This window comes from Segatella copri (genome assembly GCF_009494395.1).
In the GTDB taxonomy this organism is placed as follows: Bacteria; Bacteroidota; Bacteroidia; order Bacteroidales; family Bacteroidaceae; genus Prevotella.
Genome location: NZ_VZCB01000079.1, coordinates 161929 through 181997, shown reverse-complemented (window position 1 = coordinate 181997; position 20069 = coordinate 161929). Strand labels below are relative to the sequence as shown.

The 20069-nt window shown below is 45.8% G+C and carries 17 protein-coding genes; 12 read left to right on the top strand and 5 right to left on the bottom strand.

Annotated features, from left to right (window positions below):
* Positions 1-63: 63 nt before the first annotated feature.
* The 4 genes from folE to F7D73_RS10410 form a co-directional block, all read right to left on the bottom strand.
* Entirely contained in the window at positions 64-657 is a 594-nt protein-coding gene (folE, locus tag F7D73_RS10425; RefSeq protein ID WP_153124489.1) for a GTP cyclohydrolase I FolE, read from the bottom strand.
* Between the two features lie 95 nt (positions 658-752).
* Positions 753-1427: an SPOR domain-containing protein gene (locus F7D73_RS10420; RefSeq protein ID WP_153124487.1), complete on the bottom strand. Its 675-nt coding sequence runs from the start codon at positions 1425-1427 to the stop codon at positions 753-755.
* A gap of 104 nt (positions 1428-1531) precedes the next feature.
* Positions 1532-3622 carry a BT_3928 family protein gene (locus tag F7D73_RS10415; RefSeq protein ID WP_153124485.1) on the bottom strand — a complete coding sequence of 697 codons (2091 nt, stop codon included), beginning with the start codon at positions 3620-3622 and terminating at the stop codon, positions 1532-1534.
* Positions 3623-3641: 19 nt separating this feature from the next.
* Complete coding sequence (locus tag F7D73_RS10410) at positions 3642-4187, bottom strand: DUF1599 domain-containing protein (RefSeq protein WP_228117710.1); 546 nt, start codon at positions 4185-4187, stop codon at positions 3642-3644.
* Positions 4188-4456: 269 nt separating this feature from the next.
* Between F7D73_RS10410 and F7D73_RS10405 the strand changes: the two genes are divergently transcribed.
* The 11 genes from F7D73_RS10405 to folK all read left to right on the top strand — a co-directional run bounded on the left by F7D73_RS10405 (position 4457) and on the right by folK (position 17656).
* Positions 4457-5899 (top strand): CCA tRNA nucleotidyltransferase, encoded by a 1443-nt coding sequence (locus F7D73_RS10405; RefSeq protein ID WP_153124481.1) that lies wholly within the window; start codon positions 4457-4459, stop codon positions 5897-5899.
* Between the two features lie 173 nt (positions 5900-6072).
* Complete coding sequence (locus tag F7D73_RS10400; protein WP_153124478.1) at positions 6073-7284, top strand: efflux RND transporter periplasmic adaptor subunit; 1212 nt, start codon at positions 6073-6075, stop codon at positions 7282-7284.
* Between the two features lie 116 nt (positions 7285-7400).
* On the top strand, positions 7401-10667 hold the full coding sequence (locus F7D73_RS10395) for an efflux RND transporter permease subunit (protein ID WP_153124476.1): 3267 nt from the start codon (positions 7401-7403) through the stop codon (positions 10665-10667).
* 27 nt (positions 10668-10694) lie between these two features.
* Positions 10695-12089, top strand: a complete 1395-nt coding sequence (locus F7D73_RS10390; RefSeq protein WP_153124474.1) for an efflux transporter outer membrane subunit — start codon at positions 10695-10697, stop codon at positions 12087-12089.
* 37 nt (positions 12090-12126) lie between these two features.
* Entirely contained in the window at positions 12127-12909 is a 783-nt protein-coding gene (lpxA, locus tag F7D73_RS10385) for an acyl-ACP--UDP-N-acetylglucosamine O-acyltransferase (RefSeq protein WP_153124472.1), read from the top strand.
* A 260-nt stretch (positions 12910-13169) separates the two neighbouring features.
* Complete coding sequence (locus F7D73_RS10380) at positions 13170-14048, top strand: cell division protein FtsX (protein ID WP_153124470.1); 879 nt, start codon at positions 13170-13172, stop codon at positions 14046-14048.
* A 26-nt stretch (positions 14049-14074) separates the two neighbouring features.
* Positions 14075-14302: a DUF3098 domain-containing protein gene (locus F7D73_RS10375; protein ID WP_153124468.1), complete on the top strand. Its 228-nt coding sequence runs from the start codon at positions 14075-14077 to the stop codon at positions 14300-14302.
* Between the two features lie 32 nt (positions 14303-14334).
* Positions 14335-15180: an undecaprenyl-diphosphate phosphatase gene (locus tag F7D73_RS10370; RefSeq protein ID WP_153124466.1), complete on the top strand. Its 846-nt coding sequence runs from the start codon at positions 14335-14337 to the stop codon at positions 15178-15180.
* Between the two features lie 10 nt (positions 15181-15190).
* A complete protein-coding gene (truB, locus tag F7D73_RS10365) occupies positions 15191-15907 on the top strand; it encodes a tRNA pseudouridine(55) synthase TruB (protein WP_153124465.1) in 717 nt (238 codons plus the stop codon).
* 66 nt (positions 15908-15973) lie between these two features.
* Positions 15974-17158 (top strand): tRNA preQ1(34) S-adenosylmethionine ribosyltransferase-isomerase QueA, encoded by a 1185-nt coding sequence (gene queA / locus F7D73_RS10360; RefSeq protein ID WP_153124463.1) that lies wholly within the window; start codon positions 15974-15976, stop codon positions 17156-17158.
* A gap of 93 nt (positions 17159-17251) precedes the next feature.
* A complete protein-coding gene (folK, locus tag F7D73_RS10355) occupies positions 17252-17656 on the top strand; it encodes a 2-amino-4-hydroxy-6-hydroxymethyldihydropteridine diphosphokinase (RefSeq protein ID WP_153124461.1) in 405 nt (134 codons plus the stop codon).
* A gap of 83 nt (positions 17657-17739) precedes the next feature.
* On the opposite strand, the gene rpsO is transcribed toward folK, so the two are convergent.
* A complete protein-coding gene (gene rpsO / locus F7D73_RS10350; protein WP_022122065.1) occupies positions 17740-18009 on the bottom strand; it encodes a 30S ribosomal protein S15 in 270 nt (89 codons plus the stop codon).
* Positions 18010-18189: 180 nt separating this feature from the next.
* Here rpsO and typA point away from each other — a divergent pair, with 180 nt between their 5' ends.
* Positions 18190-19992 (top strand): translational GTPase TypA, encoded by a 1803-nt coding sequence (gene typA, locus F7D73_RS10345; protein ID WP_153124459.1) that lies wholly within the window; start codon positions 18190-18192, stop codon positions 19990-19992.
* Positions 19993-20069: the final 77 nt, after the last annotated feature.

Below are 20069 nucleotides of genomic sequence, written 5' to 3'. Positions count from 1 at the left end.
TTAGTGATTACTAATAGACTCTCATGCCAATCAATAATCACTAATAACTAATCATTATAATAATTAGATTCTCTTTGTTTCTCCTCTCAGCAAGCTCATGAACTCTTGGCGGGTATTCAGGGAATTGAATACGCCACTGTAGTCACTTGTTGTTGTAATGGAATTCTGCTTCTCCACACCTCTCATCTGCATGCACATGTGCTTGGCTTCAATGACCACCATCACTCCCTGAGGATTCAATGTCTCTTGGATGCAGTCTTTAATCTGTTGGGTAAGTCGCTCCTGTACCTGCAGACGATGACTGTAGATGTCTACCACACGTGCAATCTTGCTGAGGCCGGTAATCTTTCCGTTTGGGATATAGGCTACATGAACTTTTCCGTAGAAAGGCAGCATGTGGTGCTCGCACATCGAGAAGAAGTCGATGTCTTTAACGATAACCATCTGGTTGTATTTCTCCTCAAACAAGGCATCAGTCAATACCTTATGAGCATCCTGTGTGTAGCCGCGAGTCAATATCTGCATAGCTTTGGCTACGCGCATCGGAGTCTTCGCAAGACCTTCACGTTCAGGATCTTCTCCTAAGAGTTTCAATACTTCTTTATAGTGTCCTGCGAGTTCGTCTAATCCCTCGCGAAATTCTGTTTCTGGATTCATATCTTATTTACTTTGAACTTTGAGCTTTGAACATTGAACTTTATGATTAGTAAAGCTGTTGAATTCTTCATTCTTCATTCTTCACTCTTCACTTTTTAATACTGCACTTTAATCTGTCCCTTTACGAGGCAGGCTTGCTTGTATCCAAGTGCTTTTACCTTAATCAATACCTTCCGGGCATCGTTAAGGTTGCGGAAGTTGCCCATGCGGCAAATCCATCTTGGTGAGTAGAAATGAACATATACTGGCTGCTCCGGGAATTTCATCTTGAGTGTATTGCCAGTCTGTTCTGCTTTCAGACGGTCGTTGCGTGAATTGCCTCCGGCATAAACCTGTACTCTATATCCTGTAACCTTATAGCTCTTGCGCATCACTTTCTTGCGCATGTCTACAACAGTGTTGTCTTTTTCGTCTTTTGGGGTTTCTGATTTTTGCGCATTACTTTCATGGACACCTTCTTTGGCTGTCTCATGGCGCTGAGGTTCAGTCTTCTTTAATGAGTCTGGACCCTGTTTGTGCTGAGTAGTAGGAGTTACTCCCTTCTGCTGAGTATCTGTTCCGTTCTTTTGTGGTTGTGGTGTAGTCTTGGTCTTGTCGTCTTGGGGCGTAAACTTCTTTCCGTTAACCAATTCATCTATTGCCTTGCTTTGGTGAACGGTCACAACACCCTGTCCCTGATTCTTCTCTTTCAGATGATCCAGGTAAGTTTGAGCATGAGCGGTCATGCTTGTACTGAGGATGATAATCAATAATGTGACGAATTGTTTCATGACTATTCCTTTTATTATTAATATCGTAGTTTTGATGAAGAAGGGATGCTTCTTCACTTAGAAAACATCCCTTCAATTTTTTATTAAGTCTGTAGACTTATTAATTACTTCTTCCAAGCGTCGATGATACCCTTGAAATCAGCAGCCTTCAAAGAAGCACCACCAATCAAGCCACCGTCGATGTTTGGCTTAGCGAAGAGCTCAGGTGCGTTGCTAGCCTTGCAGCTACCACCGTAGAGGATTGATGTCTCCTCAGCAGCCTCGTTGCCATACTTCTCAGCTACGATAGAGCGGATGTATGCCAACATCTCCTCAGCCTGGTCAGAAGTAGCAGTCTTACCTGTACCGATAGCCCAGATTGGCTCGTAAGCAAGGATGATGTTCTTCCAAGCCTCAGCGCTCAAGTGGAATACTGAACCCTCCAACTCAGCCTTAACAACCTCGTTCTGCTTCTCTGCCTCACGCTCCTCGAGAGTCTCACCGCAGCAGAAGATGACCTTCAAACCGTTAGCCAAAGCCAACTCTACCTTCTCCTTCAAGATCTCTGCTGTCTCGCCATAGTACTGACGACGCTCTGAGTGGCCGAGGATAACGTACTGAGCACCTGTGCTCTTTACCATCTCAGCTGAAACCTCACCTGTGAAAGCACCCTTAGCCTTGTCTGCGCAGTTCTCTGCACCGAGACCTACAATCTTTGAATCCAAAACCTGAGCTACAGAAGCCAAGTGGATGAATGGAGTACAGATTACTACGTCGCAGTTTGGCTTGTCTGCTACCAATGCCTCGTTGATCTCCTTAGCGAGAGCAACACCGTCCTGCAGGTTCATGTTCATTTTCCAGTTACCTGCTACAATTTTCTTTCTCATTTTTCTTTTCTTTTTAAAAGTTGATAATATTCTGTTTGAATTCTCTTTCTTTCTAATCCATGCGCCCCAAGCCCAGAGCCTGTCGGCGATGGTGAGTAATACCAATGGTATGACGAACCATGAAACCATGCCTGCTATCTTCTTGGCTGCACTTACTTCCGGCATCTTGCCTATCTCTGTCTGCTCCAGCGGCTTGCCTGCTATCTCTGTCATATTTGGGAGATCATTGTGGCTCCATTTCTGGATAATGGTTCCGTCTTTCAGCAAGAGCAGACCCGGATTGCTGCGGATCACAGTCTTCAGCGTGGTCTCGTCAGTGAGATAGAACGGATACTCTGCGCCTGTGATGTCTTGCCAGTGCTTGATACCTTTTTCGGTACTTGCCGTAAGGCAGATGAACTTGTAGCCATGATCATTGGCGTATTCATAGATCTCATCGATGTTCCCAAAGTTGGCATCATCGGCAAATTCCAGATGGGGCGAAACCAAGATGAAGGTGTATCCCTTACGATGGATCACCTCTTGGGTGATGTCTAGACCCGTCTGAGTGTCTTCGATACTGAAATCGTGGATAGGAGGCACATATCCCTCTTCTGTCTGTACCGTCTTACTGTCGATGAATGTCCAGGTAGAGTCTGGGTAGTTGTCTATCGTGAACTCCTTTCGCTCTCCGTTCTTTTCCAGAATGAAGGTCGTATCAAACTTAGGCTGTTTGGCTCCCTTTGGTATTTCCATCCCTTTAGCGATGTTGGCACCGATATGATATGGGCGGAAGTCGAATTGTGGAAGTGTCCAAAGACTCCATAAGCTTACGCAGATAGAGAAGATGAACGTATAATTGATTACGATCCATTGAGTCGGCTTTGATATCAGTCGTTTCATTTCAAACGGCTTTCTCCACAATAAGAGAGCTATCGCCAGGAGGATGATGTTCTTGATGAAAGTCTCTGTATTCGATAGGATAATGGCATCACCGAAGCATCCGCAGTCTTTTACAGGGTCTGCGATGACTATCCATAAAGTAATCAGCGTCATCACGCTCATGATGAACAGAGTAATCCGGCTGACCTGCCTCCTATGGATGGCAAACAGCAGGAAAATACCGATGGCAAACTCTATCATTCCTAGCAGAACCGACATGCCAAGTGTACTCCATGAGGGGAATATCCAGTCAATATGCAGTGCTTCCAGATAGTCGGTTATCTTGTATTGCGTACCCAATGGGTCCATTCCCTTCACGAATCCTGAGAATATGAAGGTTGTCGCCATGAGCAATCGCCCGATATTCACCGCAATCTTGGTTAAGATATGAGTAGCCTTATTCTCCATTTGAATTATTCATTTACCCTTATTCGCTCATCTTGATGGCTCCAAACACGGCATAGTTGATGATGTCCATATAGTTGGCATCAATGCCTTCTGACACGAGCGTGGCACCAGCGATATCTTCTATTTCCTTTACGCGCTGAATCTTGGTAAGGATGAAATCGGTATAGCTGCTGACTCTCATCGAACGCCAAGCCTCGTCATAGTCATGGTTCTTCCTGAGCATCAGTTCCAATGCTTCCTGTGCATGGAGGTCATATAACTTCATTGCCTCTTCTGGCGTCATGTCTACTTCATCCACGAATGGTTTTTCCAGCTGGATGAGTCCCACAATACCATAATTAATAAGGGCGATGAATTCCGGACGTATGCCTTCGCCAACCAAAGATTCTTTCTTGATTTCGAGCGAGCGGATACGCTTAGCCTTGATATAGAGCTGGTCTGTCAGAGAAGAAGGGCGCAAGATTCTCCAAGAGGCTCCATAATCATGAAGCTTCTTCTCAAATAATGCCCTGCATTCACCCATGACAGCCTTAAACTGCTGTTCTGTTTTTAATAAATCTGCCATAATAATTTCGAAATTCGGTGCAAATTTACGCATTTATTATGAAATAGCCAAATAATTATTTTGTATTTTACATAATTTGCAGTAACTTTGGATAAGTTACGCTGCATTCGGAAGAAAAAATAAATCGCAATTTATTTTGTTTTTCGCTCATTTTGCAGTAACTTTTGATAAGTTACGCGGCATCTCAACAATAAAAACAAAAAAAATCTTTTTTTATTTTGTATTGTCTTCGATTTGCAGTAACTTTGCACCCCGAAAGAAAAAAGAGTATGAGAAATTTGACCAATGCCGAACTGGCACAAATACTGGATAAGGATATATTTCATAAGATTTCAGAGGTAGCGGATTCGTTGGCTGTGGAATGTTATGTGGTTGGTGGATATGTGCGTGATTTGTTCTTGGAGCGACCTTCCAATGATATAGATGTCGTTGTGGTGGGTAGTGGTATTGAGGTAGCTTCTGCCTTGAAAACATTGCTCGGAAAGAATGCATATCTCTCTGTGTTCCGGAATTTCGGAACTGCTCAGGTGAAGTATCATGATATGGAAGTGGAGTTTGTGGGAGCCCGTAAGGAGAGCTATAACCATGATTCCAGAAAGCCTATTGTGGAAGATGGAACTCTGGAGGATGATCAGAACCGCCGGGATTTCACTATCAATGCAATGGCTATCTGCTTGAATAAAAAGCGATTCGGTGAACTTGTAGATCCGTTCGATGGCGTTTATGATATGGAAGATGGTATTATTGCCACTCCTCTCGACCCAGATATTACCTTCTCTGATGACCCGCTCCGTATGATGCGTTGTGTGCGTTTTGCCACTCAGCTCAATTTCCAGATAGAAGATGAGACCTATGATGCTCTCTCCCGTAATGCCGAGCGCCTGAAGATCATCAGTGCCGAGCGCATCTGTGACGAGATGAACAAGATTATGCTCTCTAAGCATCCTAGCAGTGGATTTTATTATTTGAAGGATACAGGTCTGCTTGACCTCATCCTGCCGGAACTGGTAGTGATGGATAAGGTGGAAACACGGAACGGAAGAGCGCATAAGAACAATTATGACCATACGATGGAGGTGCTTGAGAATGTATGCAAGCATTCTGATAATCTCTGGCTTCGTTGGGCGGCACTCTTCCATGATATCGGCAAACCGAAAAGCAAGCGATGGGATAACAGCATCGGTTGGACCTTCCATAGCCATAATATCATAGGCGCCAAGATGATTCCGAACATCTTCCGCCGTATGAAACTGCCGATGGATGCAAAGATGAAGTATGTACAGAAGCTGGTGGAACTCCACATGCGTCCGATTGTGATTGCTGATGAAGAGGTGACGGATAGCGCCGTTCGCCGTCTGCTGAATGATGCTGGCGATGATATCAACGATCTGATGACCCTCTGCGAAGCAGATATAACCAGCAAGAACCAGGTTCGCAAGCAGCGTTTCCTGGATAATTTCAAGATGGTGCGCGAGAAACTTGTTGATTTGCAGGAACGTGATTACAAACGTCTGCTCCAGCCATGTATCGATGGCAATGAGATTATGGAGATGTTCCACCTTACTCCATGTCGCGAGGTCGGTACCTTGAAGCAGTATCTTAAGGATGCTGTACTGGACAATAAAGTGGCTAACGAGCGGGAACCATTGATGGAGCTTTTGATGAAGAAGGCACAGGAGATGGGACTTGTAAATGCAGAAAACTTAAAATAGAGAATAATTTTTGTTAAATAACGGCTCCATGCGAGCCGTTATTCGTTTATTATTAGTAATTTTGCAGCGCCTTTAAAACTTAGAGGCGTTTCTTAGTTTTCGCCGGAGGGCGGAAAAGCGTTGTAACTTAAGGAAGTAAAAAGATTAAATAATAAATTATAATATAAATAGGTATGAAAATTAAAAGCGTTTTGTTTGTTGCAGCAGTTTGTGTTCTTGCTGCGTTGACATCATGTGGTGGAAGTAAGAAGGGCGGTCTGCCTAACTTCGGCGACGATGAGTTCGCTGTGGCTACTATCGGCACTTCCAGCGCCGCATTGCAGACTACCTATCCTGCTACCATCAAGGGTATTCAGGATGTTGAGGTGCGTCCTAAGGTTTCTGGCTTCATTACAAAGGTTTTTGTACATGAGGGTCAGACAGTTTCTGCTGGTCAGGCTTTGTTCTCAATCGATAGCGAGACTTATCAGGCCGCTGTCCGTTCAGCTGCTGCCGCTGTCAATACAGCCAAGGCTCAGGCTAACACTGCAAAGTTGACTTACCAGAACAATAAGAAATTGTATGATAGCAAGATTATCGGTGAATATGAACTTTCTACAGCAGCTAACAGCTATGCAACCGCTAAGGCTCAGGTAGCTCAGGCAGAGGCTTCTTTGGCTTCAGCCCGTGAGCAGTTGGCTTGGTGTACCGTTACCAGCCCTTCAGCAGGTGTTGTAGGTAGCCTTCCTTTCAAGGTGGGTGCTTTGGTTAGCGCTTCTGGTCAGGCTTTGACTACTGTTTCCAACATCAGCACCATGGAGGTGTTCTTCTCACTCTCAGAGTCTCAGATATTGAGTATGTCTAAGACCAATGGTAGTGTTCAGGCAGCCATTGCTGCGTTCCCAGCTGTTAAGTTGCAGTTGGCTGATGGTTCTATCTATAATCATCCAGGTAAGGTTGTCAAGATGAGTGGTGTCATCGATGCAACTTCTGGTTCTATCTCTCTCATTGCTCACTTCCCTAACCCAGAGAAGTTGCTGAAGAGTGGTGGTGCAGGTTCTATCGTGGTTCCTAACGATCATAACAGTGCTATCGTCATCCCTCAGGAGGCTTGCTCTCAGGTGCAGGATAAGATCTTCGTTTACGTAGTAACCAAGGATAACAAGGTGAAGTATTCTGAGATCAAGGTAAATCCACAGGATGATGGCAAGAACTATATCGTAACTTCTGGTCTCCATGTAGGCGACCGCATCGTTTTGAAGGGTATCACCAAGTTGACCGATGGTCAGCAGATCAAGCCTATCACTCTGGAGCGTTACAATCAGAAGATTGCTGAGGCTGCCAAGTTGAGTGAGTCTCAGGACAATGCTCACGCATTCGCTACTGCAATGGGCGGAAAGAAGTAATATAATTAATAATGTATAATGTATAATTAATAATGTATGATGTGCATCCGCAACAGAACGGTATGCGCTGGAATGTAATTATTAATTGTTAATTATTAATTCTTAATTAAAGCAATATGACATTTACAAACTTTATAAAGCGCCCGGTACTTTCGACGGTGGTTTCCATCTTCTTCGTCTTGCTGGGTATCATCGGCTTGGTATCGCTGCCTATTGAGCAGTATCCGAATATCGCGCCGCCTACCATCTCGGTATCTACCTCCTATCAGGGTGCTGATGCCCAGACGGTGTTGAACTCTGTCATCGCTCCTCTGGAGGAGAGTATCAACGGTGTGGAGAACATGACCTACATGACCTCTTCTGCGTCTAACTCAGGTTATGCCAGCATCACCGTTTATTTCAAGCAGGGTTCTGACCCTGATATGGCTGCGGTCAATGTACAGAACCGTGTGTCTCAGGCGCAGTCTCTGCTGCCTGCCGAGGTTACCAAGGTGGGTGTCACCGTAACCAAGCGACAGAGTTCCAACGTCATCATGTTCGCTCTGACTACAGACGATGGCCGTTACGACGACCAGTTTGTTACCAACTACGCCCTGATCAACGTCGTTCCTCAGTTGAAGCGTATCAATGGTGTGGGTGATGTGCAGAGCCCTTCTACCCGTAACTACTCTATGCGTATCTGGTTGAAGCCAGAGAAGATGAAGGAGTTCGGACTGGTTCCTTCTGATGTTTCTCAGGCTTTGGCAGAGCAGAATATCGAGGCTGCCCCTGGTAGCTTCGGTGAAAGCTCTGATATGCAGTATGAATATACCTTGCGCTACAAGGGTCGTTTGAAGACTCCATTGGAGTATGAGAACATCCTCATCAAGAGCAATACTTCCGGTCAGACTCTCCGTCTGGGTGAAGTTGCCAAGATTGAGTTGGGTGGTTTGCAGTATAATGTAAACCTGCTCAATGATGGTCAGCCTGCCGTGATGGGTATGGTTCAGCAGATTGCCGGATCCAACGCTACCCAGATTGCAAGCGACGTAAAGAAAACGTTGGATGAACTGGAGAAAAGTTATCCTCCAGGGTTGAAGAATGTCATCCTGATGGATGTTACCGAGTTCTTGTTCGCATCTATCGAGGAGGTAATCTTCACCTTGATCATCACCCTGGTACTGGTGTTCATCGTAGTGTATATCTTCTTGCAGGACTTCCGTTCTACGCTGATTCCTATGATTGCCGTACCTGTGGCTTTGATTGGTACGTTCCTCTTCCTCTGGATCTTCGGATTCTCCATCAACCTGCTTACGCTGTCAGCCCTGCTGCTGGCTATCGCGATTGTGGTCGATGATGCCATCGTGGTGGTCGAGGCGGTTCACGCCAAGCTCGACCAGGGTTACAAGAGTGCTCTTACAGCATCTATCGATGCGATGAACGAAATCTCCAGCGCCATCATCTCTATTACATTGGTGATGTCTGCCGTGTTCGTTCCTGTATCATTCATCGGTGGTACTTCCGGTTACTTCTACCGTGAGTTCGGTGTAACCATGGCGGTATCTATCGTTATTTCGGCTATCAATGCGTTGACCTTGTCTCCTGCACTTTGTGCCGTATTGCTGAAGCCACACGAGGAGGGTCACGAGAAGAAGATGTCTTTCATCGACCGATTCCACGCAGGATTCAACTATCAGTTTGAGAAGATTACCAATAAGTATAAGGGTGGCGTCAAGTGGGTTATCAACCACGGTGTCATCGCAGGTAGCCTCGTGGCTGTCAGTATTGTAGGTCTGGTTGCCCTGATGGGTACTACCAAGACGGGTCTGGTGCCTGATGAGGATACCGGTACTATCTTCGCTTGTATCTCTACAGCTCCTGGTACCTCTCAGGAACGTACTGCCGAGGTGGTAAAGCAGGTGGATAAGATGCTGGCTAACAACCCAGCCATCGCAACCCGTAACGCCATCATGGGTTATAGCTTCATTGGCGGTGCCGGTTCTAACCAGGGTACCATCATCGTGAAGCTGAAGCCATTCGAGGAGCGTCCGGGTGGATTCTTCCACCGTATCAAGGAGGCTTGTACGGGTGGCGGTATTGAGGCTTTGTTTGTCAACCCTATGGAATATACTTCTGTATTGGGTATGATCTACAAGCAGACTGCTTCCATCAAGGATGCACAGGTTCTTGCCTTCGCTCCACCTATGATTTCCGGTTTCTCTGTACAGAATGGTATTACCATGACTATGCAGGATAAGACCGGTGGTGACTTGAACAAGTTCTATGACAATGTGAAGAAGTTCCTGGCAGAGTTGAACAAGCGCCCTGAAATCCAGACCGCTCAGACTCAGTACAACCCTAACTATCCTCAGTATATGGTGGATGTAGATGTTGCCAAGACCAAGCAGGCTGGTATCTCTCCATCTTCTGTATTGTCTGTGATGCAGGGTTACCTCGGTGGTCTCTACGCATCTAACTTCAATGCCTACGGTAAGCTCTACCGTGTCATGATTCAGGCTGGTCCGGAGAATCGTATGAAGCCAGACGATCTGAGCAAGATTTACGTTCGTTGTGCTGATGGCACCATGTCTCCTGTAAGCGAGTTCGTGAACTTGAAGAAAATTTATGGTCCATCTAACATTACACGTTTCAACCTGTTTACCTCTATGGATGTATCTGTAACTCCTAACACCGGTTACTCTACCGGTGACGGTATGAAGGCGATTGCTGAGGTAGCCAAGGAGACATTGCCAGAAGGCTATGGTTATGAGTACTCTGGTTTGACCCGTTCTGAGGCTGAATCAAGCAACTCTACAGGTTTGATCTTCGCACTCTGTATCGTATTCGTTTACCTGATCTTGAGTGCCCAGTACGAGAGTTACATCTTGCCTCTGTCTGTGGTATTGTCTATCCCATTCGGTTTGGCAGGTTCGTTCATCTTTACCAATATCTTCGGTCACTCTAACGATATCTACATGCAGATTTCGTTGATTATGTTGATCGGTCTGTTGGCTAAGAATGCCATCCTGATTGTACAGTTCGCCCTCGAGCGTCGTCGTACGGGTATGGCCATCAAGTACTCAGCTATCCTGGGTGCCGGTGCCCGTCTCCGTCCTATCCTGATGACCTCTCTGGCGATGGTTATCGGTCTGTTGCCTCTGATGTTTGCATCAGGTGTAGGTAAGAATGGAAACCAGACCCTGGGTGCTGCCGCTGTAGGTGGTATGTTGATTGGTACTCTCTGTCAGATCTTTGTGGTTCCTGCTCTCTTCGCAGTCTTCCAGTGGTTGCAGGAGAAGTTGACTCCATTGAAGTTCGAGGATGAGTTGAACGAGGAGGTTGCTGTCGAGTTGGAGCAGTATGCCAATGCCGCTCAACAGCATAAGGGTATCGAGAAGAAGTAATAACGCAATGTAACTTCAAAGGAAACAATGAAAAAGAATTTAAATATCATCATATTAGGTCTCGCAGCGCTCTCATTGAGCAGCTGCAAGACTCTATACGGAAAGTATGAGCGTCCGGATGTGAAGACCAGTGGATTGGTTCGCGATGTAGCTTCTGATACAGATACTTTGGCTGTAAAGGATACTACTACCTTCGCTAACATCCCTTGGCGCAGTGTCTTCACCGACCCTCAGCTCCAGTCAATCATCGAGAAGGGATTGAACAATAATGTCAACCTCCTCAATGCGGCTTTGAACGTGAAGATGGCTGAAGAGCAGTTGAAGTGTGCCAAGTTGGCGTTTGTGCCTTCCTTGTCTTTCACTCCTCAGGGAACCATCGCTTCCTGGGACGGTCAGGCTGCTACCAAGACTTACAGCTTGCCTGTAACTGCCAGTTGGACTGTTGACCTCTTCGGCAACCTGCTCTCTCAGAAGCGCAGTGCCCAGATGGCGCTGCTCCAGTTGAAGGACTATCAGGTGTCTGTGCAGACCAACCTCATCGCCAATATCGCCAACATGTATTATACACTGTTGATGCTCGACAAGCAGGTGGAGCTGGTTAACAATATGGAAGGCTTGACCAAGGATACTTGGGAGATGATGAAGGTGCTGAAGGATACCAAGCTGGGTTATCGCGGAACTTCCGTTCAGGCTGCCGAGAGCAACTACTATGCTGTGTTGACTCAGAAGACCGACCTGATGCGACAGATTCGTGAGACAGAGAATTCCCTGAGTCTTCTCATCGGCGACCAGGCTCATTCTATTGCCCGTGGCAAGCTGGAGACCCAGAGTCTTCCTACTACTTTCTCTACCGGCGTAGGCATCCAGTTGCTCAACAACCGTGCTGATGTTCACGCAGCCGAGATGAATCTGGCTCAGTGCTTCTATGGCATAGAGACTGCCCGCAGCAAGTTCTATCCATCTATCACCATTTCTGGTACAGGTGCATTCACCAATTCTGCTGGTGCAGGCATCGTGAATCCAGGCAAGTGGTTGCTTTCTGCTGTTGGTTCATTGGTTCAGCCAATCTTCCAGAATGGTAGAATCATTGCCGGCTTGAAGGTGGCTAAGATGCAGTACGAGCAGGCTTACAACACCTGGCAGAACACCGTGCTGAAGGCAGGTAGCGAGGTGAGCAATGCACTCGTGCTCTACAACTATTCTGACGAGAAGGGTAAGGTGGAGGCTAAGCGCATCGCCGTACTCGAGAAGAATGTGGAGGATACACGTAAGTTGATGTCAGAGGCTGGCGGTTCTTATCTGGAAGTAATCCAGGCACAGTCTTCACTGCTCAACGTACAACTCTCAAAGGTAGCTGATGACTTCTACAAGATGCAGGCAGTGGTAAACCTCTACTATGCATTGGGTGGAGGAGCTAAGTAATTGATAATTAATAATTAATAATTGATAATTAATAATTATGGCTAGTATAATAAGTCCAAAGGCAGAGGTTTCTCCAAAAGCTAAGATTGGAGACAACTGCAAGATCTATCCATTCGCCTATATCGAGGACGATGTGGTCATCGGCGACAACTGTACCATCTATCCCTTCGTGAGCATCATGAACGGTACTCGCATGGGTAATAATAATAAGGTGTTCCAGGCAGCCGTTATCGCTGCCCTCCCACAGGATTTCAACTTTACTGGTGAGGAGAGTGAGGTAGTGATTGGCGACAACAATACCATCCGTGAGAATGTGGTTATCAACCGTGGTACTCACAAGGGTGGCAAGACCGTTCTGGGCAACAACAACTTCCTGATGGAAGGTGCCCATATCTCTCACGATACCGTAATCGGCAACGGTTGCGTATTCGGTTATGGTACCAAGATTGCGGGCGACTGCGTGATCGGTAACGGTGTCATCTACTCAACATCCGTAGTAGAGAACGCCAAGACTAGAGTAGGCGACTTGGCGATGATTCAGGCAGGTACTACCTTCTCTAAGGATATTCCTCCTTATATCATTGCCGGTGGAAAGCCTGTGAAGTATGCAGGTCCTAACACCATCATTATGGAAGCAGCCGAGGTTACCGAGAAGATTCGCAAGCATATTGCAAATGCCTACCGATTGGTATTCCATGGCCAGACATCCCTCTTCGATGCCATCAACCAGATCAAGGATCAGGTGCCAGATGGTCCGGAGATTCAGAACATCATCCAGTTCCTGGAGAGTTCAGAGAAGGGTGTCATCACCAAGTTGTAAGATTTGTTAGGGATTAGCAAGTCCCATAAAAGCAAATAGATTAAATTAAGTAAAAGTTCAAGTCATACCTATTTGAATTTTACTCTGTATAGGAAGGGCTGGCCGTGAGGTCGGCCCTTTTTCTCGTTTCTGTTATTCTTATTTTTCCGAATAAATGTAAATAAATGCAATTTTATTTTGTTATCTCTTCGTTTATATGTACCTTTGCAGACAATTTGGGTAATTACGCCCTTTTCAGTCAGAAATAAATAGAATTGATAATGAGAAAGAAACAATATAAACCTCGCAATCATCGTGGATTGCAGGTTGTTACTTTATGCATCAGCACCGCCATGGTGCTCGTTTTGTTGGGTTTGGTCATCTTCTCTGTCCTCATGGGGCGGAATCTCTCGTCGTATGTGAAGGAGAACCTGGTGGTACAGGTGATGCTGGAGCAGGATATGACCAATCCGGAAGGTTTGCAGATGTGTAAACGCTTGAATGCCCGTCCTTACGTAAAGGATTTGACTTATATTACGAAAGAACAGGCGTTGAAGGAAGCTACTAAGGAATTGGGTACCAATCCTAGTGAGTTCGCCGGTGTAAACCCATTCCAGCCTTCTATTGAAATTACGACTCAGGCAGATTATGCCAATAATGATTCCCTGACATGGATTGCCAAGGAATTGAAGGCTTATCCGCGTGTAACTGAGGTCAGTTATCAGCATGATTTGATAGAGCAGGTCAACAATACGCTCGCTAAGATTAGCATTGGTTTGTTGATTGTGGCAGTCTTGCTTACTTTCATATCCTTCTCATTAATCAACAATACGGTACGCTTAGGTATTTATGCCCGTCGATTCTCTATTCATACGATGAAACTGGTCGGCGCTTCATGGGGCTTTATCCGTAAGCCATTCCTGAAAAGAGCGATGGTGATAGGCGTGGTGGCAGCTTTGCTGGCAGATGGATTCCTGGGTGGCTGTCTTTATGCCTGGTCATTGCATGAGCCTGAGTTGCTCAACGTGTTGGGTTGGCAGGAACTGGCTATAACTGGTGGCTCTGTGTTCCTCTTCGGTATCATCATCACGGCTTTGTGCGCAAGCATCTCTGTAAATAAGTTCCTGAAGATGAAGGCAGGAGATTTGTATAAGATTTAAACATTACACATTAAACATTATATATAATGGATAAGAAGAATTTAGCATTTGACAAGATGAACTTCATCTTGTTGGCAATTGGCATGGCAATTGTCATCATCGGTTTCCTCTTGATGAGCGGAGCTGGCTCTAATGAGCATACTTTCGATACTGATATCTTCAGTACTCGTCGTATCGTTGTGGCACCAACCGTTACATTGATTGGTTTCCTCTCAATCATCTATGCAGTAATACGCAAGCCGAAAGACAATTAATAATTTATAATTAATATACATATTATTATTAGATGGATTTTATTCAGACAATCATTATCGCTATTGTAGAGGGATTGACCGAGTTCTTGCCTGTGTCAAGTACAGGTCACATGATTATCACCGAAAATTTGTTGGGCGTAGATATTCAGGATCAGTTTGTTAACGCTTTTACTGTCATCATTCAGTTTGGTGCTATTCTCTCTGTTATCTGTTTGTATTGGAAGAGATTTTTCTATCCGGATTCAGTGAAAACAGGCGAGAAGACCTATTGGAAGGCAATGTTCGATTTCTATGCACGATTGGTAGTGGGTACTGTTCCTGCGGTGGTGTTGGGTCTTGCCTTTAATGATTTTATTGAGTCTAACCTTGGCAATGTACAGTTGGTAGGTTGGATGCTCGTTGTGGGTGGTATTTTCATGCTCTTCTGCGATAAGATATTCAATAAAGGTAGTGAGCAGACTAAGCTTACTTACAAGCGTGCCTTGACCATCGGTTTTATCCAGTGTATTGCGATGATTCCTGGTGTGTCTCGTTCTATGTCAACCATCGTGGGTGGTATGTCTCAGCGTCTTACTCGTAAGGCGGCTGCAGAATTCTCATTCTTCTTGGCGGTTCCAACTATGTTTGGTGCTACTTGTCTGGAGCTTTATAAACTCATCAGCCATGGTGGCGGTTCGTTGCTCACTCAGGGTAATAACCTGGTAACATTGATTTTAGGCTCAGTGGTAGCATTCGTCGTTGCCATCCTCGCCATCAAGTTTTTCATCAATTATGTCACCAAGTACGGTTTCGCAGCTTTCGGCTGGTATCGTATCGTTGTAGGACTCATCATCATCATCTGCGGCCTTTGTGGTGTAGACATGCAGATGGTGGATTAAATATTTCATAATGGATTTCAGAAAAGGAGAAATTATTGCCATCGACAAGCCTTATCGCATGTCGAGTTTCGGAGCCTTGGCGCATGTTCGCTATCTGCTCAGCAAGAAGCTCGGATTTAAGGTGAAGATAGGACATGCCGGTACGCTCGATCCCCTTGCCACTGGCGTGTTGGTGCTCTGTACAGGAAAATGTACCAAGCAGATAGAAGAGTTGCAGACCCATACCAAGGAATATACTGCCACCTTGCAGCTTGGTGCTACTACGGCTAGCTATGATAAGGAGCACAGCGTGAATCATACTTTCCCTACCAAGCACATCACCCGTGAACTGGTAGAGGAAACACTCAAGCAGTTTGTGGGCGAAATCCAGCAGGTACCACCTACCTACAGTGCCGTGAAGGTGAATGGTGATCGCTCTTATGCCCTTCGTCGTGCGGGAGAAGACGTGCAGTTGAAGCCAAAGACCGTACGTGTGGATGAGATTGAACTCACCGACTACAACGATGAGGAGAAGACGGCGAGCATCCGTGTTGTTTGTGGTAAGGGAACCTACATCCGTTCTCTGGCACGTGACATCGGTCGTGCTTTGGATAGTGGTGCATTCCTTACAGCCCTTCGCCGTACCAAGGCAGGAAGTTTTGCCGTTGAGAACTGTATCGACTTCGATCATTTCCAGGAATGGTTGGATGCTCAGACTTTAGAAGACAGCACCCAGGCTGCAAAGTAAGTGTTGTCTTTTGAGAATAATAAAATAGAAATTAGTAATCATTTAGAAAGGAGAAAAATATATAACATGAAACTATCACAATTCAATTTCAAGTTGCCAAAAGAGCAGGTGGCACTTTATCCACATAAAGCAAGACGTGTGGTTAAGACAGCAAGTGGAGAACGTGTATTCGAGGTGACTCGCCGTGACGAGTCTCGTCTCATGGTGCTCCATAAGAAGTCAGAAACCATCGAAATGTATAAGAAGGATGAGGATGGCAAGGATATGGTGGATGCCGACGGCAATCCTGTATACTTGCAGTTCAAGGATATTGTCAACTACTTTACCGAGGGTGATACCTTTGTATTCAATGACACCAAGGTTTTCCCAGCCCGTCTTTATGGTACCAAGGAGAAGACTGATGCCAAGATTGAAGTGTTCCTGCTCCGTGAATTGAATCCGGAGATGCGTCTTTGGGATGTACTCGTAGAGCCTGCCCGCAAGATTCGTATTGGCAACAAGTTGTTCTTTGACGATGTGAACGAGATGGTAGCTGAGGTTATCGATAATACCACCAGCCGTGGTCGTACCCTTCGTTTCCTCTATGATGAAGAAGGAAAGCATGATGTCTTCAAGAAGTCTCTCTTTGCATTGGGTGAGGCTCCATTGCCACGTTATGTGATTGATAACCGTGAGGTGCATCACGCTACAGAGGAAGATATGGACGATTTCCAGTGCGTATTTGCAGAGAAGGAAGGTGCTGTAACTGCTCCAGCTACTGGTCTCCACTTCTCCAGAGAGTTGATGAAGCGTATGGAGATTGATGGCATCAACAAGGCTTTCATTACTTTGCATTGCGGACTTGGCAACTTCCACGAGATTGAGGTGGAGGATCTTACCAAGCACAAGATGGATTCTGAGCAGATGATTATCACCAAGGATGCATGTGAATTGGTGAATAACACCAAGTTGTCTGGTCACCATGTCTGTGCCATTGGAACAAGTGTGCTCAAGGCTACAGAGACAGCTGTGGGTACAGATGGTATGATGAAGGCATTTGATGGCTGGACCAACAAGTTTATCTTCCCTCCATACGATTTCGGATTGGCAGACAGTATGGTAGCCAATTTCTATCAGCCTGAGTCTACACTCCTGATGAATACTGCTGCCTTTGGCGGTTACGACATGGTTATGGAGTGCTATAAGAAGGCAGTGAAGAATGGTTATATGTTCGGTTGTTACGGCGATTCATTGTTGATTCTTCCGGATTAATTGCGAAATAAACGCTTTTTGTGTATAATTAAGTCGTTGATGTACAGGTCTTAGACTGAGTTATCCACAGTTTTTGCAAAAGTGTGAATAAGTATGTATAAAGTATATTTAGGTCTCGGAACGAATTTGGGCAATAGAAAGCACAACATTCGTGAGGCAATAGATAAAATAGGAGAGCAGATTGGTGTGGTCAAGCGCCAGTCTGCTCTTTACGAAACTGAGCCTTGGGGCTATTCATCGCCAAATTATTACATCAATGCCTGTGTGTTGGTGCTGACGGAGATGGCTCCTCGCCAGGTATTGGAAGCCACTCAGAAGATAGAGCGAGAGATGGGGCGTACGATGAAATCGGTGGATGGAGAGTATTTCGACCGTATCATCGACATCGACATCCTGCTCATTGATGATTTGAAAATCGATGAGCCTGATTTCAAGGTTCCTCATCCGTTGATGGAGGAGCGTGACTTCGTGATGAAGCCCTTGAAGGAAATATTATAAAGAATGAGAAACAAAAAAATCCCATCGTTCTTGCGAGCGATGGGATTTTTAATTCTGTTAAGCAATGTGTCTGCTTGCGCTGATTACTTACGAAGACCGAGGGCCTTGATGATAGCACGATAGCGATTGATGTCGCGATCATACAAGTAATCGAGCAATGCACGACGCTTTCCTACAAGCTGTGTCAACGCACGTGTTGTAGTATAATCTTTACGGTTCTTCTTAACGTGCTCCGTCAAATGAGCAATACGGTATGAGAACAATGCTATCTGGCTCTCAGCTGAACCAGTATCAGAGTTAGACTTTCCGTACTTGCTAAAGATCTCTTCTTTTTTTGCTTTGTCTAAATACATAGCTGTGATACTTAAAATTTAATTATTATGAATGAATGTTATGCATCTTTTGGACCTTCCTCACGGTGGTTTCCGTTAAAATGCGGTGCAAAGGTACAACTTTTCACTGAATTATGCAAATTTTTCGGGAATTTTTTGTAATTTTGCACCCAAATTCATAAAGTATTTAAGGTAAAGGAAATGCAAGACATTAGAAACATTGCAGTTATTGCACACGTTGACCATGGTAAGACTACCTTGGTTGACAAGATGATGCTCGCTGGTAAGCTGTTCCGTGACGGCCAGGATAACAGCGGCGAGGTGCTCGATTCCAACGATTTGGAGCGCGAGCGTGGTATAACCATTCTCTCAAAGAATGTGTCAATCAATTGGAAAGGTACTAAGATTAATATTCTCGATACTCCAGGACACTCTGACTTCGGTGGTGAGGTTGAGCGCGTGCTCAACATGGCAGACGGTTGCCTCCTCCTCGTCGATGCTTTCGAGGGTCCTATGCCTCAGACCCGTTTCGTGCTGCAGAAGGCATTGCAGCTCGGACTGAAGCCTATCGTTGTCGTTAATAAGGTAGATAAGCCTAACTGTCGCCCTGAAGAGGTGTACGAGATGGTGTTCGACCTGATGTGCGACCTCGATGCTACTGAGGATCAGCTTGACTTTACTGTAGTTTACGGTTCTGCCAAGAATGGCTGGATGAGTGATGACTACAACAAGCCAACAGACAACATCGATTATCTGCTCGACAAGATTGTGGAGATTATCCCTGCTCCTAAGCAGCTGGAGGGTACTCCTCAGCTCTTGATTACATCTCTTGATTATAGCTCTTACACCGGTCGTATCGCAGTAGGTCGTGTACACCGTGGTACTTTGAAGGATGGTATGAACATCACTATCTGCCATCGTGACGGTACCCAGGAGAAGACTAAGATCAAGGAACTCCATACCTTCGAGGGTATGGGTCATAAGAAGACAGACCATGTGGATTCTGGCGACATCTGTGCCGTTGTCGGTTTGGAGAAGTTCGAGATTGGTGATACCATCTGCGACTTCGAGAACCCAGAACCACTTCCTCCTATCGCTGTGGATGAGCCTACCATGAGTATGCTCTTCACCATCAACGATTCTCCTTTCTTCGGTAAGGAGGGTAAGTTCTGTACATCTCGTCATATCCAGGAGCGCTTGAACAAGGAGTTGGAGAAGAACCTGGCTCTTCGTGTTCAGCCTTACGAGGACACCACCGATAAGTGGATTGTTTCGGGCCGTGGTGTGCTCCATCTCTCTGTGCTCATCGAGACCATGCGTCGTGAGGGCTATGAGCTTCAGGTAGGTCAGCCACAGGTTATCTACAAGGAGATTGATGGCGTGAAGTGTGAGCCTATCGAGGAGTTGACCATCAACGTTCCTGAGGAGTTCGCTTCTAAGATGATTGATATGGTTACCCGTCGTAAGGGTGATATGACCTCTATGTTGAACATGGGCGACCGTGTGGATATCGAGTTCGATATTCCTTCACGTGGTATCATCGGTCTTCGTACCAATGTGCTCACTGCTTCTCAGGGTGAGGCTATCATGGCCCACCGTTTCAAGGAGTATCAGCCATACAAGGGCGAGATTACCCGCCGTTCTAACGGTAGCATGATTGCGCTGGAGACAGGTACTGCCTATGCTTACGCCATCGATAAGCTGCAGGATCGCGGTAAGTTCTTCATCGACCCAGGTGAGGAGGTTTACGGCGGCGAGGTTGTCGGTGAGCATGTTCACGAAAACGACCTGGTGGTTAATGTAACCAAGGCAAAGCAGCTGACCAACGTGCGTGCTTCCGGTTCTGATGATAAGGCTCGCGTGATTCCTAAGACCGTGATGAGCCTTGAGGAGTGTCTGGAGTATATCCGCGAGGATGAGTACGTAGAGGTAACTCCTAAGAGTATGCGTATGCGCAAGGTGATTCTCGATCACTTGGAGCGCAAGCGTAGTAATAAGGATTAAGCTATAGCTTATATATAAATGGATCCGTGAGAATTCCCCTCTTGCCGATTGCTTTGGCAGTCTGCTTGCAGGGGATT